The organism is Pseudomonas migulae, assembly GCF_024169315.1.
Lineage (GTDB): Bacteria > Pseudomonadota > Gammaproteobacteria > Pseudomonadales > Pseudomonadaceae > Aquipseudomonas > Aquipseudomonas migulae_B.
Genome location: NZ_JALJWR010000001.1, coordinates 3,543,522 through 3,559,267, shown reverse-complemented (window position 1 = coordinate 3,559,267; position 15,746 = coordinate 3,543,522). Strand labels below are relative to the sequence as shown.

The following is a 15,746-nucleotide window of genomic DNA, read 5'->3' as shown; positions in this document are numbered from 1 at the left end:
GGTGTGCTGAGTGCCGAGCTGAAGGCGTTTTACATGGTGGCCCGTTTGGGCAGCATTACCCTGGCGGCGAAAAAGCTCGGCCTGAGCCAGCCCACGGTGACGACGCAGATCCGCAATCTGGAAAGCCAGTACTCGGTTGAACTGTTCTACCGTGGCGGCCGCCGCCTCAGCGTCAGCGATGAAGGCGCGCGGTTGCTGCCGATGGTCAAGGCGCTGTTGCAGCAGGAAGCTGACATCGAGTTTTTCCTGCGCAACAGTGGCCAGGTCCAGGGCACGCTGCGCATCGCCGCCACCGCGCCGTATTACATCCTCGATCTGGTGAAGACTTTCCGTGAGCGCTTGCCGCAAGTGGAAGTGTCGGTGGAAATCGGCAACTCGCAGCAGGTGCTGGAAGCCTTGGAGGATTACCGGGTCGATGTCGCCGCTTCCTCGCAACTGCTCGACGACGCGCGGCTGATTCGCCGGGTGCTCGGCAGCGATCCGCTGGTGCTGGCGGTGCATCGTCATCATCCGTTGGCGGTGCACGATCATGTGCCGCTCAGCGCGTTGGCCGGGCATACCTTGTTGATGCGCGAGTCGGGTTCGACCACTCGGCGGTTGACCGAGGAGTTGCTGGCCGGCGCCGGGGTGAGTTTCGGGCCGTTGCTGGAGATTGGTAGCCGTGAATCGATCCGTGAGGCGGTGCTGCGCAACATCGGGATCAGCATCATTGCCCGGCAGGAAGTACCGCATGATCCGCAACTGCGCGTGTTGACCATCGAAAATGCGCCGCAGATTCCGGAGTATCTGTATTGCCTGAAGGAGCGCAAGGGCGCGCGGTTGCCGGCGGCGTTTCTCGGGTTGGCGCAGGAAATGGCCCCGGCCTGAGACTTGTATTGCCTGTGCTGGCCTCTTCGCGGGCAAGCCTCGCTCCTACAAGTTGATCGCATTCCCTTGTAGGAGCGAGGCTTGCCCGCGAAGGCGTCAGTCCAGACACGACCTGCCTGAAGGCTCAACCCAAATCCCCGAATACCACTATCAGCCGTTTTTGCCTCATTGCCACATGACGGACGCATTGCATCCCTAGGATGGCCCTCATCTGCTTGATGAGGCCTGTCCATGAACCACTCGATCGCAACTGCCCTGACCAACCCCGGCGCCCCGATGAGGGTGCGCGGCGTGCAGAAGCGCTTCGGCGCCTTCACCGCACTGGATAACGTTTCCCTCGACGTCGCGGCCGGTGAACTGGTGTGTCTGCTGGGCCCGTCGGGGTGTGGCAAAACCACCTTGCTGCGTTGCATCGCCGGTTTGGAGAAACAGGACAGCGGCGAGTTGTACCTCGGTGATCGCGACGTTTCCCACCTGGCACCGCAGGCTCGGGACTACGGCATTCTGTTTCAGTCCTACGCGCTGTTCCCCAATCTCACCGTCGAAGCGAACATTGCCTACGGCCTCGGCGGCAGCGGTCGCGATGAAGTGCGCAAGCGCGTCGGTCAGATGCTGGAGCTGGTCGGCCTGATCGGCAGTGAGAAAAAGTACCCCGGCCAATTGTCCGGCGGTCAGCAGCAACGTGTCGCACTGGCCCGCGCCCTGGCGCCGGCGCCGTCCTTGTTGTTGCTGGACGAACCGATGTCGGCCCTCGACGCCAGGGTCCGCGAGCACTTGTGCACCGAACTGCGCCAACTTCAACGCAGCCTCGGCATCACCACCCTGATGGTCACGCACAATCAGGACGAAGCCATGCTGATGGCCGACCGCATCGCCGTGATGAACAACGGCAAGGTCGAGCAGTACGCCACGCCGCAGGAAATCTACGATCGTCCGGCCACGCCGTTCGTGGCGGAGTTTGTCGGGCAAGGCAACTGGTTGCCGTTCCACCGCAGCAGCGACAGCCACGCCCAGGTCGGCGGGATGAGCCTGCGCCTGGCGGACGGCAGCGCAAAAACCGCGTCGGGCCGGTTGTTCTGTCGCCCCGAGGCGATCAACGTCAACCCGCTGGTGCACGAAGAAAACCTGTTCCCGGCCAAGGTCCGCGAAATCACCTTCCTCGGCAACCGTTGCCGCATGAGCTTCGAACTCGATCAACTGCCGGGTCACGCGCTGCTGGCGGAACTGGCCCCGGAAGCCATGCCGCGTCTTGGCGCCCAGCAAATCATGGTCGCCTTGCCGCCGCGCAGCCTGCAGGTGTTTGCCTGATGAGCGCGAACATCGCGCTGCCGATACCGCACAAGCAGGTTCGGCAGGCCTCCCGCGCCGAGATCGGCGACCGGGTGTTCGTGGTCGGCGGCAAAGTCCTTTTGCTGGTGTTGCTTGGCATCGCAGTGTTGATGCCGTTGCTGGCGATCTTCTGGCGTGGCTTCAGTTCGGAGGCCGGGCAGGGCGGTGGTTTGGTGGCTGCGCGGGAATTGGTCACCAGTGCGAATTTCCACTGGTTGCTCGGCAACAGCCTGAAAGTTTCTCTCAGCGTGGCGGCGATCGTCGTGCCGCTGGCCTACCTGTTCGCCTACGCGTTGCAACGCACGTTGATACCGGGCAAAGGCCTCTGGCGTGGCCTGTCGCTGTTGCCATTGATGGCGCCTTCGATGTTGCCGGGGATTGCACTGGTTTACCTGTTCGGCAACCAAGGCATGTTGCGTGGTTTGCTCTCGGACAATATCTACGGGTTCTGGGGCATCGTTCTGGGTGAGGTCATCTACACCTTCCCACACGCCTTGATGATTCTGCTGTCAGCCCTGTCCCTGGCGGATGCGCGACTGTTCGACGCCGCTTCCAGCATGGGCGCCAGTCCGGCCAAAGCCTTCCGCAGCATCACCTGGCCGGCGACGTGTCAGGCGGTGTTCGCAGCATTCTGCCTCGTCTTCACCCTGACCATCACCGACTTCGGTGTGCCCGTGGTGGTTGGCGGCGATTATCAGGTGCTGGCGCTGGAAGCCTACAAAGCCGTGGTCGGCCAGCAACAGTTCGGTCGCGGTGCGTTGATCGGCATGGTTCTGTTGCTGCCGGCGCTGTTCAGTTTCGCGGTCGATGCCTGGTTGCGTCGGCGTCACGGCGATTCCATGAGCGGGCGGGCGCAAGTGTTTCAACCGGCGCCGTCGAAGCTGCGCGACGGCTGTTACCTCGCGATCGTGCTGCTGATCTGCGCGGTGTTGTTGCTGGTGTTCGGCATGGCGGTGTTCTCGTCGCTGGTGAAGTTCTGGCCGTACAACCTGTCGCTGTCGCTCAACCATTACCAGTTCAATGACACGGCGGGCGGCGGCTGGCTGGCCTACGGCAACAGCGTGAAGATGGCGTTGTGCACGGCGTTGATCGGTAGCGTGTTGATCTTCACCGGCGCCTACCTGATGGAAAAAACCAAGGGCCAGCGCGGACTGAATCTGACATTGCGCATGCTCAGTTTCGTACCGATGGCGGTGCCGGGTCTGGTGCTCGGCCTGGGTTATGTTTTCTTCTTCAACCTCACCGACAACCCGTTGCACGTGCTCTACGGGACCATGACCCTGCTTGTGGTCTGCACCATTGCTCACTATTTGACCACCGCGCAAATGACCGCGACCACTGCGTTGCGTCAACTCGACGCCGAGTTCGAAGCCGCCGCGCTGTCGCTCAAGGCGCCGCTGTATCGGCATTACCTGCGGGTCACCGTGCCGATCTGCCTGCCGGCGCTGCTGGACATCGTGCGCTACCTGTTCGTCTCGGCGATGACCACCGTCTCGGCAGCGATCTTCCTCTACAGCCCCGACACCATCCTCGCTGCGGTGGCGGTGCTGAACATGGACGACGCCGGCAACGTCGGCGGCGCGGCGGCGATGTCGACCCTGATTCTGTTCACTTCGGCGGGCGTGTCCCTGCTGCTGGCCTGGGCTTCGCGCGGTTTGCTGCGTCGCTCACAAGCCTGGCGGCAGACCGCGCCTGGCAACTGATTCACACCCTCAACTCAAACAGGAAAAGATCATGTTCAAGCCCCTGGCCCTGGCCGCTGCTGTCCTCACCGCTTTCAGCCTGAACGCCTTCGCGGCGAAAACCGAGTTGACGGTGTACACCGCCCTCGAAGCCGAACAACTGAAGACCTACAAAGAAGCCTTCGAAAAAGCCAACCCGGACGTCGAGATCAAATGGGTACGCGACTCCACCGGCATCATCACCGCCAAACTGCTGGCCGAAAAAGCCCGCCCACAGGCTGACGCGGTCTGGGGCCTGGCCGCTTCGAGCCTGGCGATTCTCGATCAGCAAGGCATGCTGCAAAGCTATGCGCCGAAAGACCTGGGCAAGATCGGCGGCAACTACCGCGACGCCGCCAACCCGCCAGCCTGGGTCGGCATGGACGTCTGGGCCGCGACCATTTGCTTCAACACCGTCGAAGCCGAGAAGCAGGGTTTGACCAAGCCCGTGAGCTGGCAGGACCTGACCAAGCCTGAGTACAAAGGCAAGATCGTCATGCCTAACCCGGCGTCGTCCGGCACCGGTTTCCTCGACGTCAGCGCCTGGCTGCAAACCTTCGGCGAGAAGCAGGGCTGGCAGTACATGGACGACCTGCACCAGAACATCGGCCAGTACGTTCACTCCGGTTCCAAGCCTTGCAAACTGGCGGCCGCGGGTGAATTTCCGATTGGTATTTCCTTTGAATACCCGGCCGTTCAGTTGAAGCGCCAGGGCGCGCCGCTGGACATCATCCTGCCGAAAGAAGGCCTGGGCTGGGAGATCGAAGCGACGGCTGTGATCAAGGGCACGCCGCATGAAGACGCGGCGAAGAAACTGGCTGACTTCTCGGCCAGTCCGGCGGCGATGGAGCTTTATAAAGAGAACTTCGCGGTGCTTGCACAGCCGGGGATTGCCAAGCCGCAGACTGAATTGCCAGCGGATTACGAGCAGCGTCTGATCAAGAACGACTTTGCCTGGGCGTCGAAGAATCGCGACGAGATCCTGACCGAGTGGCGCAAGCGTTATGACGGCAAGTCCGAGAAAGTGGCTGCCAAGTAAGATCTTCATTGGCTGACAGGGCCTCTTCGCGAGCAAGCCCGCTCCCACATTTGGAATGCGTTCCCTTGTGGGAGCGGGCTTGCCCGCGAAGGCGGCTTCGAACTTTGGACAAAACTCCATGACACAACACAACGACATGCTGATCGTAGGCGCCGGCATCCTCGGCCTGTCCCACGCCTACGCTGCCGCCAGGCGCGGCCTCAAGGTCACGGTTTTCGAACGCAGCGAAATCCCGCTCGGCGCCTCGGTGCGTAATTTCGGCCAGGCCCTCGTCACCGGCCAGCCACCCGGCCCGATGCTCGAACTGGCCAAGGCCAGCCGCGAGATCTGGGGCCAATGGGCGCAACTGGCCGGCCTGCAGCTTAAACGCAACGGCTCATACCTGTTCGCCCGCACCGAAGCCGAAGAACACCTGCTGGAAGCGTTTTGCGCCGGACGAGCCGTGGAGCACGGTTACCGCGTCGACCTGCTGCGCGGTGCTGCCTTGCGCGATCTGTACGGCGGCCAGTTCCGCCATCACCGCGCCGCGTTGCACGGCATGGACGATCAACAACTGTATTCCCGCGAAGCGATCCCGGCGTTGATCGACTACCTGCGCCGTGAAATGAACGTCGAGTTCCACTTCTCCACCCTCGTGCGCGACATCGAACCGGGCCGCTTGCACAGCACCGCCGGCACCTTCAGCGCGGAGCAGATCATCGTCTGCTCCGGCCACGATTATCAGACTTTGCTGGCCGAGCCGATCGCCGCGCTTGGCCCGCAAATCTGTCGGCTGCAAATGCTTCGCGCCCGACCGCGGATCAACCTCAACCTGCAACACGCGTTGCTCACCGGTTTGAGTTGCGTGCATTACGGCGCCTTTGCCGATCTGCCGGAAGCGGCGGGGGTGCAGGCGCAAATACTGCGTGATGAACCGCACCTGCACGAAAACGGCATTCACTTGCTGATCAGCCCGACGCCTTACGGCGAACTGATCATCGGCGACTCCCATCACTATGGCCGCGACCCCTCGCCATTCAACGCCGAGCAAGTGGATGACTGGATGATCGAACTGGCCGAGCAGACGTTGGGCTGCAAGGTGCAAGTGGTCGAGCGCTGGCAGGGTGTCTATGGTTCCCGTGGGCCAGGACCGTTTTCATTCCTGCGGCCGATGCCGGGCGTGAGCGTGGCACTGATGCACACCGGCGTCGGCATGAGCGTCGGGCCGGCGATGGCCGAACGCAATGTCGCAACGGTATTGGGAGAGCTTTGATGGACCGCACTGCGCAAGTGATCGACGAGGTATTCGCACTGTACGAGCGTTTTGGCGACAGTGATTACATCGGTGAACCGGTGTCGCAGATCGAGCACATGTCCCAGGCCGCGCAACTGGCCATGGCGGAAGGCTTCGATGACGAAGTGGTGCTCGCCGCATTCTTCCACGACATCGGACACATCTGCGCCGAGAGCGCTGAGAACATGGGCGGTTTCGGCGTGGTCAGCCACGAGCGGCTGGGTGCTGATTATCTGCGCCGCGCAGGTTTCAGCGAACGCGTGGCGCGGCTGGTGGAATACCACGTGCAAGCCAAGCGTTATCTGACACTCAAGGAGCCCGGGTACTACGAGCGGTTGAGCGAAGCCAGTCGCCGCACCCTGGAATATCAGGGCGGCGTCATGACCGCTGAAGAGGCCGAGGCCTTCGAGCAGGATCCGTTGTGCGCCGTCAGTCTGCGCATGCGGCAGTGGGATGAGCTGGCCAAGGAGATGTGGGTGCCGGTGATTGATCTCGACGTGTTGAAGCGCAAGGCTGCGAACGTCTTGTCCGGCGAGGCGCGCTGAGTTGTCTCACAGGCAATGGTGAAACGGAGGATGGTTTGCCGTGCAGCGACGGGCCAGTCTGGACGTTTCCCAAGGAGACGCACGGATGCGTTATTTGAAAGTGATTGCGCAGGATCGAAGTGGGCAGGGTGCGGCAGATACCCTTCAGTTTGAGTTTTATGAAGATGACCGGTTGCAGCGCAAGGCAACGGAGGCGGATCGACAGCGGCTCAACGCTTTTGGCAACACCTATTTGAAGTGTGCCTGGTTCAACGGCGGTGACGGTGAGGAGCGGCACTTGCGCATCTTCTCGCAGAATCCATCGGCTGACGGAACGCCGGAAACGGTGCGCCTGCATTTTCATGAAGGGCCGGTGATTGCTTATAAAGCCGCCGCCCGTGATCTGGATAACGACGGGGTTTTCGAGCTGATCTTGAGCACGGATGTGGACAATGACGGGCGGGCGAACCGGACGGATCGAAGTCGTGTTGTGGCATTGGCGAAGCAGTTTTTGAAGGTTGGTTGGTAGCAATCACCTAAGAGACCGAGGCGCTGCCTTCGCGAGCAAGCCCGCTCCCACACTGGATCTGTGCTTGCCGCGCATCCAATGTGGGAGCGGGCTTGCTCGCGAAGGGGCCAGAACTAACACCGCAAATTCAGAGCTGCTGCGCCAACACCTCAACCTGCTCCTGCCGCTCCGCCTGACTCAACTTTGCATGCGGATTCAGCGATGACCACTGCGGATGCGCCCGGGCCTTGTACAGGGCCTCGGGCAGTTTGCCTTCGCGCCAGCTCTTGTCCTGGGGCGTGGCGACCTGGATGCTGTCCATCGCCGCATGCCCGCGGGCATTCAGCGCCTGCAGCAACTGCCGCTGACGCAACGCCAGCAACCGCAATACGCTGTCATCGACCGTCAACTCTCGCTGACCCTTGATCTTGCCCAGCAACCGGCTGCCATAACTGCGTGCGGTTTGCAGCGCGCCGCCGGCAATCGCGCCGGCCAGCGCCGCTGCGCCAAGGGTCAGGCCTCCAACCAGCAGATCGACGCCGGCCCCGGCCGCTGCGCCCGCCGCGATTCCGCCGCCGACCCTTACGCCCAGTTGCTTGAGGGTTTCCGGGTTGAACAGATCATCGCCCCAACGGCCGTCGAGCAGCGGCAGATCACTGGCCGCCGCGTCCTGCGGGCGGAAGGCATAGAGCTTGAGCAGGGCTTCGACGCAGCGCTGTTCACGTTGGCGAACGGCTTTGCGCAGCTCGCTGATCGCCTGCTGTTCCTGTTCAGCATCGCTGACCACGCTACGCCGGCAGGCCGCGCAATCGATCAGCAATTCGGCAATCAAGCGCGCCGCACTTTGCTGCCGGGCCAGGCGCTGGGCCTGCTGATCGGCGATCAGACGCTCCAGTTGCTCGCGGGAATTCTCCAGCAGCAGCGCGAGGCTTTCATAGAGTCGACGTTCGCCATCCTCCGGCGGCGCAACGCTGTCGAACCGCACCAGGGCGTGCAAGCCCAACCGTGCCAGCGCTTCGCGCCAATCCGGTTCGCGGTGGTGGGGGCTGCTGACGAAATTCAGTACCGGCAGCAGCGGTTTACCGCAGCTGGCCAGCACTTCCAGTTCGTCGCGGTACTTGGCCAACACCGGTTCGCGGGCGTCGATCACATAGAGGCCGGCGTCGCAGGTGAGCAGTTGCCGCAGCACTTTGGCTTCTTGCTCGAAACGCTGCCGTGCTTCGCTACCTTCAAGAAAACGTGCGAGTCGCGCCGGGCCGTCGAGGCGTTCGCCGGGACGCTCCAGGCGTTCGAGATAGTCGAGCAGGGCAATGGCGTCTTCGAGGCCGGGGGTGTCGAACAGGTCGAGCAAGGGTTCGCCATCCACCGACAGCCGCGCGCCTTCGACGTGTCGCGTGGTGCTGGGGCGATGGGAGACTTCGCCGAAACCGACATCACGGGTCAGGGTGCGCAGCAGTGAGGTTTTGCCGACGTTGGTGTGGCCGACCACGGCGAGCTTCAACGGCGCTTTCCACGGATTAGTCATGACCGGTCTCCAGCCAGTTCAGCGGCGCGCTGTCGGCGAACGTCAGCTCCAACTGTTGCAGCGCCACGTGCCAGTCGCCAAGGCGCTCGGCGTCCAGTGCTTCGCCGGGCGGCGCTTGCAGCAACCAGACGCGGGTGGCGCTGGCGCTGCGAGCCAGTTCGGCGATCAGCGCCAGGCTGCCGCGATCCGGCGAACGTCGTGGATCGCAGGCGATGGCCAGGCGGGCCGGAGGAAAACGGCTGAGCTGTTCAAGGAGTTTGTGACGCGATTCGCGACTGTCGAGGATGCCCGCATCGCTCACGTCTTTCGGCAGGGGCGGCGGCCATGGGCGTTGTCCGTCCAGTTCGATGGCCACCAACAGTGCGCCATCGCTTTGCAGGTCGCTGGCGCCGCTCTCCACGCGATGAAGCTGCGCAGGCGCTGCATCGCTGATGCCCAGGCGTTCGCTGGTGGGCATCAGGCGTTCGCGCAGCTGGGCGTAGCCGGGAAGATTCAGATCCAGGTGCAGGTTGGCGCGGCCGGTCTTCCAGCGCCACAGGCAGAACAGCGCCAGGAGCAGGCGCGGCACGATGCCGTAAACCACCAGCACACCGACCAGCCAGGTGGCCCAGGCCTGACGGGCGCTTTCGATGTTCAGCGCGGCATCGCCACTGGCGCGGATCATCTCCACCGTCGGAACATTGAAACCCGCCAGGGCTGGCAGCGCGCCCAGGGTCTGGGTCATGGCCACAAAGGTGTCGGCGCTGAGCAGGGTGGTTTCCCAGACGAAGCCATAACGCCGGGTCGCCATCAGCATCAGCAGAACTACCAGCGCGCTGAGCATCGCCAGCAACCACAAGCCATTGACCAGCACACCGAGGGCCCAGCGATTGAGTTTCTGTCGTTGCAGCAACAGCAGCAGGGCGGGCGCCAGTTGCGCGGCTTTGGCGTCGCGGGCGAACTTTTCGCTGAGCCACAACCACAAGCGTCCCAGCGTGGCGCCGTGCTCGCCGGCAAACACCAGGCCCAGCGCCCAGCTCAGCAGCAGAATCAGGTTCAGCCCGAGCAGGCTACCCAAGGCCCAGAACACATTCACCGGCGTCTGACCGTCACCCATCGCGGCAAACGCCAGCCCGGCGCCACTGACCACGGCCAGCCCGGCCATGACGATCAATGCCAGTCGTGCGCCTTGCAGCCAATGCCTGAGGGCTTCTGCCAGCCCATCGCGATCGGCCAGCCACACGGCGCGGCGCGCAATCCGTGTCGGCAGATCGCCGCCGGCGGTGCGGGCCAGTCTGTTGGCTTCCAGATCATCCAGAGGGCCGGCGTGTTCTTCACGCAAGCGGATGGCTTCTGTCAGCCAGAGGTTATTCAGTTCAGTCACGCGGCATCCCGTCGCTCAATTGAGCTGTGAGCATAACCGCTGTGGCGCTTATCGGGGTACGGGAGGCTCTGGTATCCTCGCCGGCATGACTAAATCACTCCCCCTCAGCCTGATCGCAGCCCTCGGTGAAAACCGTGTGATCGGCGTCGACAACAGCATGCCCTGGCACTTGCCGGGGGACTTCAAATACTTCAAGGCCACCACCTTGGGCAAGCCGATCATCATGGGGCGCAAGACCTGGGATTCCCTCGGTCGTCCGTTGCCGGGCCGGTTGAACATCGTGGTCAGCCGTCAGGCGGATCTGGTGCTGGAAGGCGCGGAGGTTTATCCGTCGCTGGAAGCCGCGGTGGTTCGCGCTGAAGAGTGGGCTCGGGAACAGGGCGTCGATGAGCTGATGCTGATTGGCGGGGCGCAGTTGTATGCGCAGGGAATGGCTCAAGCGGATCGGTTGTACCTGACACGCGTGGCGTTGAGCCCGGAAGGGGATGCGTGGTTTCCGGAGTTTGATTTGACGCAGTGGAAGCTGGTGTCGAATGTGCCGAATCCGGCCGAAGGCGACAAACCAGCCTACAACTTCGAGGTGTGGGAAAAAGTCTAAAAGCTTCGCGGGCAAGCCTCGCTCCTACAGGATTTGTGTCAACCGCGAAAATTGCGTACGGCACAAATCCTGTAGGAGCGAGGCTTGCCCGCGAAGAGGCCCGCTCAGACCATGAAAGTCTTAAGCGTGAGCCAACTCCGAATGCTCATCCGCATCCAGCAGCTCTTTATCCGTCTGCTGCATGATCTGGCTGGTAATCGCCCCGGCCGTGATCGAACCGCTCACGTTCAACGCCGTACGCCCCATATCAATCAGCGGCTCAACCGAAATCAGCAACGCCACCAGTGACACCGGCAAGCCCATCGCCGGCAACACGATCAGCGCCGCGAACGTTGCGCCACCGCCAACCCCTGCCACACCGGCCGAGCTCAGCGTCACAATCGCCACCAACGTTGCGATCCACAGCGGGTCCAGCGGGTTGATGCCCACGGTCGGCGCCACCATCACCGCCAGCATCGCCGGGTACAGACCGGCGCAGCCGTTCTGGCCAATGGTCGCGCCGAACGAAGCGGCGAAACTGGCGATGGACTGCGGAATCCCCAGGCGACTGGTCTGCGCTTCGATGCTCAGTGGAATGGTCGCTGCGCTCGAACGGCTGGTGAAAGCAAACGTCAGCACCGGCCAGATCTTGCGGAAGAAGCGCAGCGGGTTGATCCCGGCCGACGACACCAGCACGCCATGGACCACAAACATCAGGCCCAGGCCGATGTAGGACACCACCACAAAACTGCCGAGTTTGATGATGTCTTGCAGGTTGGAGCCGGCGACCACTTTGGTCATCAGCGCCAAAACGCCGTAAGGGGTCAGCTTCATCACCAGGCGTACCAGACGCATTACCCAGGCTTGCAGCGTGTCGATGGCGTTGATCACTTTCTGACCTTTCTCGACATCATCCTTCAGCAATTGCAGGGCGGCGACGCCGAGGAACGCAGCGAAAATCACCACGCTGATGATCGACGTCGGCTTGGCGCGGGCCAGGTCGGCGAACGGGTTTTGCGGGATGAACGACAGCAACAGCTGCGGCACATTCAGGTCGGCGACCTTGCCCGCGTAGTCGGTCTGAATGGTTTGCAGACGGGCCATTTCCTGCGTGCCCGCCACCAGGCCTTCAGCCGTGAGGCCGAACAGGTTGGTCAGGCCGATACCGATCAACGCTGCGATAGCGGTGGTGAACAGCAGCGTGCCGATGGTCAGGAAGCTGATCTTGCCCAGCGACGACGCATTGTGCAGACGCGCCACGGCGCTGAGGATCGAGGCGAACACCAGCGGGATCACGATCATTTGCAGCAATTGCACGTAACCGTTGCCCACCAGATCGAACCAGCCGATCGAGGCTTTCAGCACCGGGTTGCCGGCACCGTAAATCGTGTGCAGTGCGACACCGAACACAACGCCCAACACCAAAGCGAGCAGGACTTTTTTCGCCAGGCTCCACGTCGTGTGACGGGTTTGCGCCAGTGCGACGAGCAGGGCGAGGAACACCAGCAGGTTGAGAATCAGCGGCAGATTCATTGGAACTCCCATTAGACATGTGCCAACTGCCTTCCGGGGCAGCTGCGAACCGGCAAGCCTAACAGCTTGATTTACAATGATTTAATATCAAAAAAGTCTGATAACCGTCGTTTTTGGAATAAGCGCAGGTCGCTCTCGGGAATGCATCTGGCGCGATAGGTGCGTTGGCCGTCGCTGACAGACGAGGACTGTCACAGTTATTTGTTAGCGTCGATATCTTTGAATCAGGGAGAAATGCCGATGAAGCTTGCACCGAAATTTCTGGCTGCTGCGTTGGGATTGGGTTTGAGCCTTGGCCTTGCCGGCCAGGTCTTCGCCACGGATCTGAAACACTGGCCCGCCGACCAGGCCAAGGCGCTGGACGCAATGATCGCGACCAACGCCAACAAGGGTAACTACGCGGTGTTCGACATGGACAACACCAGTTACCGCTACGACCTCGAAGAGTCGTTGCTGCCGTTCATGGAGAACAAGGGCCTGATCACCCGCGAGAAACTCGACCCCTCCCTGAAACTGATGCCGTTCAAGGACACCGCCGACCACAAGGAAAGCCTGTTCAGCTACTACTACCGCCTCTGCGAAGTCGACGACATGGTTTGCTATCCATGGGTCGCCCAGGTGTTCTCCGGTTTCACGCTTAAAGAACTCAAAGGTTATGTCGACGAGTTGATGGCGTCCGGCAAACCGGTGCCTGCCACGTATTACGAAGGCGACGTGGTCAAGAACCTCGACGTCAATCCGCCGAAAATCTTCACCGGCCAGCAAGAGCTCTACAACAAGCTGATGGAGAACGGCATCGAGGTCTACGTGATGACCGCTGCCTCCGAAGAACTGGTGCGCATGGTCGCGGCCGATCCGAAGTACGGTTACAACGTCAAGCCACAGAACGTGATCGGCGTGAGCCTGCTGCTCAAGGATCAAAAGTCCGGCGAGCTGACCACGGCGCGCAAGCAGATCACGGCCGGCAAGTATGACGAGAAGGCCAACCTCGGCCTCGAACTGACCCCGTACCTGTGGACTCCGGCGACCTGGATGGCTGGCAAGCACGCGGCAATCCTGACCTACATCGACGAGTGGAAAAAACCGGTACTGGTGGGCGGCGATACGCCGACCAGCGATGGTTACATGCTGTTCCACGATGTCGACGTGGCCAAGGGTGGCATCCACTTGTGGGTCAACCGCAAGGACAAATACATGACCCAGATTAACGGCATGATGGCCAAACACGCTGCGGCTCAGGCCAAGGAAGGGTTGCCGGTGACGGCGGACAAGAACTGGGTGATCGTGACACCGGCGGAGATTCAGTAAGACCGAGTCGCTGCCATCGCGGGCTTGCCTCGCTCCTACAGGCAGCAAAGATCAAATGTGGGAGCAGGCTTGCTCGCGAAAGCGGAGTGTCATTCAGCTTTGATGTCGACTGACACACCGCTTTCGCGAGCAAGCCCGCTCCCACACTTGACCGAGTCGACTGCAAAAAAAATGCCCCGCACTTGGCGGGGCATTTTTCTGTCCGACGGTTAATTACAGCCCGTCAAGCATCGCCTTGTTACGCACAGCACCCTTGTCGGCGCTGGTCGCCAGCAGGGCGTAGGCCTTCAGTGCGGTGGTCACCTTGCGTGGACGTTTTTCAACAGGTTTCCAGCCTTTCTGATCCTGCTCGGCACGACGGCCAGCCATTTCTTCGTCGCTGATCAACAGGTTGATCGAGCGGTTCGGAATGTCGATCAGCACTTTGTCGCCATCCTGCACCAGGCCAATCGCGCCGCCCGCCGCCGCTTCCGGGGAAGCGTGGCCGATGGACAGGCCCGAGGTGCCGCCGGAGAAGCGACCGTCGGTGAGCAGGGCGCAGGCTTTGCCCAGGCCTTTGGATTTCAGGTACGACGTCGGGTACAGCATTTCCTGCATGCCCGGGCCGCCTTTCGGGCCTTCGTAACGGATGATCACGATGTCGCCGGCCTTCACTTCGTCCGCGAGGATGCCGCGTACGGCGCTGTCCTGGCTTTCGAAGATCTTCGCGTTGCCTTCGAACACGTGGATCGACTCGTCGACGCCCGCTGTCTTCACCACGCAGCCATCGAGCGCGATGTTGCCGTAGAGAACGGCCAGGCCGCCTTCTTTCGAGTAAGCGTGTTCGACACTGCGGATGCAGCCGTTTTCACGGTCGTCGTCCAGGGTTTCCCAACGGGTCGACTGGCTGAACGCGGTTTGCGTCGGGATGCCCGCCGGGCCGGCCTTGAAGAAGTGATGCACCGCTTCGTCGTCGGTCTGGGTGATGTCCCACTTGGCGATGCCTTCAGCCAGGGACTTGCTGTGCACGGTCGGCAGGTCGGTGTGCAGCAGGCCGCCACGGGCCAGCGAGCCGAGGATGCTGAAGATCCCGCCGGCGCGGTGCACGTCTTCCATGTGGTACTTCTGGATGTTCGGCGCGACTTTGCACAGTTGCGGCACGTGGCGGGAGAGACGGTCGATGTCGCGCAGGTCGAAATCGATCTCGGCTTCCTGGGCGGCGGCCAGCAAGTGCAGGATGGTGTTGGTGGACCCGCCCATGGCGATGTCCAGGGTCATGGCGTTTTCGAACGCCTTGAAGTTGGCGATGTTGCGCGGCAATACCGACTCGTCGTTCTCGGTGTAGTAACGCTTGCACAGCTCGACGATGGTGCGGCCAGCCTGCAGGAACAACTGCTCGCGATCACTGTGGGTGGCCAGGGTCGAACCGTTGCCCGGCAATGCCAGGCCCAGGGCTTCGACCAGGCAGTTCATCGAGTTGGCGGTGAACATGCCGGAGCACGAACCGCAGGTCGGGCAGGCGCTACGCTCGTACTCAGCGACTTTCTCGTCAGAAGCGCTGGAGTCGGCGGCGATCACCATGGCGTCGACGAGGTCGAGACCGTGGCTGGCCAGTTTGGTCTTGCCGGCTTCCATCGGGCCGCCGGAAACGAAGATCACCGGGATGTTCAGGCGCAGGGCAGCCATCAGCATGCCAGGGGTGATCTTGTCGCAGTTGGAGATGCAGACGATGGCGTCGGCGCAGTGGGCGTTGACCATGTACTCGACGGAGTCGGCGATGATCTCGCGGCTCGGCAGCGAATACAGCATGCCGTCGTGGCCCATGGCGATGCCGTCGTCGACAGCGATGGTGTTGAATTCTTTCGCTACACCGCCGGCGCGTTCGATTTCGCGGGCGACCAGTTGGCCCAGGTCCTTGAGGTGGACGTGGCCCGGTACGAACTGGGTGAAGGAGTTGGCAATGGCGATGATCGGCTTTTTGAAGTCGTCATCTTTCATCCCCGTGGCGCGCCACAATGCGCGGGCGCCGGCCATATTGCGGCCGTGGGTGGATGTTTTCGAGCGGTAATCAGGCATGAAGCACTCCGGGCGGCTAATCAGGTATCAAAAGGGAAGTGAGCTTCTATTGACGTCTGGAACACTCAGAAATGGCCGCGTGTCCGGAAGTTGCCGATAACTTTGCGGGATCGCCGCGCGCTTC

General features: G+C 62.0%; 13 protein-coding genes. 9 read left to right on the top strand and 4 right to left on the bottom strand.

Translation table 11 applies throughout. The features are described 5' to 3' along the window. Positions 1-3 precede the first annotated feature (3 nt). From J2Y86_RS16315 to J2Y86_RS16285, 7 genes are all read left to right on the top strand, one after another. Positions 4-867 carry a LysR family transcriptional regulator gene (locus J2Y86_RS16315; RefSeq protein WP_253433368.1) on the top strand — a complete coding sequence of 288 codons (864 nt, stop codon included), beginning with the start codon at positions 4-6 and terminating at the stop codon, positions 865-867. Positions 868-1,098: 231 nt separating this feature from the next. Further along, positions 1,099-2,175 (top strand): putative 2-aminoethylphosphonate ABC transporter ATP-binding protein, encoded by a 1,077-nt coding sequence (locus J2Y86_RS16310; RefSeq protein WP_253433365.1) that lies wholly within the window; start codon positions 1,099-1,101, stop codon positions 2,173-2,175. After that, entirely contained in the window at positions 2,175-3,899 is a 1,725-nt protein-coding gene (locus J2Y86_RS16305) for a putative 2-aminoethylphosphonate ABC transporter permease subunit (protein WP_253433361.1), read from the top strand. Before J2Y86_RS16310 ends, J2Y86_RS16305 begins: the two co-directional genes overlap by 1 nt. Before the next feature lie 31 nt (positions 3,900-3,930). After that, positions 3,931-4,956, top strand: coding sequence for a putative 2-aminoethylphosphonate ABC transporter substrate-binding protein (locus J2Y86_RS16300; RefSeq protein ID WP_008040773.1), 1,026 nt, complete (start codon positions 3,931-3,933; stop codon positions 4,954-4,956). Between the two features lie 118 nt (positions 4,957-5,074). Next, positions 5,075-6,208 (top strand): TIGR03364 family FAD-dependent oxidoreductase, encoded by a 1,134-nt coding sequence (locus J2Y86_RS16295; RefSeq protein WP_253433356.1) that lies wholly within the window; start codon positions 5,075-5,077, stop codon positions 6,206-6,208. Beyond that, positions 6,208-6,774: a phosphonate degradation HD-domain oxygenase gene (locus J2Y86_RS16290; RefSeq protein ID WP_253433353.1), complete on the top strand. Its 567-nt coding sequence runs from the start codon at positions 6,208-6,210 to the stop codon at positions 6,772-6,774. The genes J2Y86_RS16295 and J2Y86_RS16290 overlap by 1 nt, the downstream gene beginning before the upstream one ends. 85 nt (positions 6,775-6,859) lie before the next feature. Next, positions 6,860-7,282, top strand: a complete 423-nt coding sequence (locus J2Y86_RS16285; RefSeq protein WP_253433350.1) for a hypothetical protein — start codon at positions 6,860-6,862, stop codon at positions 7,280-7,282. Positions 7,283-7,409: 127 nt separating this feature from the next. On the opposite strand, the gene J2Y86_RS16280 is transcribed toward J2Y86_RS16285, so the two are convergent. Together J2Y86_RS16280 and J2Y86_RS16275 are read right to left on the bottom strand one after the other, a co-directional pair. Further along, on the bottom strand, positions 7,410-8,786 hold the full coding sequence (locus J2Y86_RS16280; RefSeq protein WP_253433346.1) for a GTPase/DUF3482 domain-containing protein: 1,377 nt from the start codon (positions 8,784-8,786) through the stop codon (positions 7,410-7,412). Further along, positions 8,779-10,149, bottom strand: a complete 1,371-nt coding sequence (locus J2Y86_RS16275) for a DUF2868 domain-containing protein (RefSeq protein ID WP_253433343.1) — start codon at positions 10,147-10,149, stop codon at positions 8,779-8,781. Before J2Y86_RS16275 ends, J2Y86_RS16280 begins: the two co-directional genes overlap by 8 nt. 85 nt (positions 10,150-10,234) lie before the next feature. On the opposite strand from J2Y86_RS16275, the gene J2Y86_RS16270 reads away from it, so the two are divergent. After that, entirely contained in the window at positions 10,235-10,747 is a 513-nt protein-coding gene (locus J2Y86_RS16270; RefSeq protein WP_253433340.1) for a dihydrofolate reductase, read from the top strand. Between the two features lie 120 nt (positions 10,748-10,867). Here the strand turns inward: J2Y86_RS16270 and J2Y86_RS16265 are convergent, their stop codons facing one another. Then, on the bottom strand, positions 10,868-12,259 hold the full coding sequence (locus J2Y86_RS16265; RefSeq protein ID WP_253433337.1) for an L-cystine transporter: 1,392 nt from the start codon (positions 12,257-12,259) through the stop codon (positions 10,868-10,870). A 240-nt stretch (positions 12,260-12,499) separates the two neighbouring features. On the opposite strand from J2Y86_RS16265, the gene J2Y86_RS16260 reads away from it, so the two are divergent. Next, positions 12,500-13,567 (top strand): haloacid dehalogenase-like hydrolase, encoded by a 1,068-nt coding sequence (locus J2Y86_RS16260; protein ID WP_437180664.1) that lies wholly within the window; start codon positions 12,500-12,502, stop codon positions 13,565-13,567. 213 nt (positions 13,568-13,780) lie between these two features. Here J2Y86_RS16260 and ilvD read toward each other — a convergent pair whose 3' ends face one another. Beyond that, positions 13,781-15,622, bottom strand: a complete 1,842-nt coding sequence (gene ilvD, locus J2Y86_RS16255; protein ID WP_253433333.1) for a dihydroxy-acid dehydratase — start codon at positions 15,620-15,622, stop codon at positions 13,781-13,783. Positions 15,623-15,746: the final 124 nt, after the last annotated feature.

Excerpts from the sequence above, each read along its gene's own strand:
- J2Y86_RS16310 (WP_253433365.1), top strand. The coding sequence starts at position 1,099 with ATGAACCACTCGATCGCAACTGCCCTGACCAACCCCGGCGCCCCGATG.
- J2Y86_RS16305 (WP_253433361.1), top strand. The coding sequence starts at position 2,175 with ATGAGCGCGAACATCGCGCTGCCGATACCGCACAAGCAGGTTCGGCAG.
- J2Y86_RS16300 (WP_008040773.1), top strand. The coding sequence starts at position 3,931 with ATGTTCAAGCCCCTGGCCCTGGCCGCTGCTGTCCTCACCGCTTTCAGC.
- J2Y86_RS16295 (WP_253433356.1), top strand. The coding sequence starts at position 5,075 with ATGACACAACACAACGACATGCTGATCGTAGGCGCCGGCATCCTCGGC.
- J2Y86_RS16290 (WP_253433353.1), top strand. The coding sequence starts at position 6,208 with ATGGACCGCACTGCGCAAGTGATCGACGAGGTATTCGCACTGTACGAG.
- J2Y86_RS16285 (WP_253433350.1), top strand. The coding sequence starts at position 6,860 with ATGCGTTATTTGAAAGTGATTGCGCAGGATCGAAGTGGGCAGGGTGCG.
- J2Y86_RS16280 (WP_253433346.1), bottom strand. The coding sequence starts at position 8,786 with ATGACTAATCCGTGGAAAGCGCCGTTGAAGCTCGCCGTGGTCGGCCAC.
- J2Y86_RS16270 (WP_253433340.1), top strand. The coding sequence starts at position 10,235 with ATGACTAAATCACTCCCCCTCAGCCTGATCGCAGCCCTCGGTGAAAAC.
- J2Y86_RS16265 (WP_253433337.1), bottom strand. The coding sequence starts at position 12,259 with ATGAATCTGCCGCTGATTCTCAACCTGCTGGTGTTCCTCGCCCTGCTC.
- J2Y86_RS16260 (WP_437180664.1), top strand. The coding sequence starts at position 12,500 with ATGAAGCTTGCACCGAAATTTCTGGCTGCTGCGTTGGGATTGGGTTTG.
- ilvD (WP_253433333.1), bottom strand. The coding sequence starts at position 15,622 with ATGCCTGATTACCGCTCGAAAACATCCACCCACGGCCGCAATATGGCC.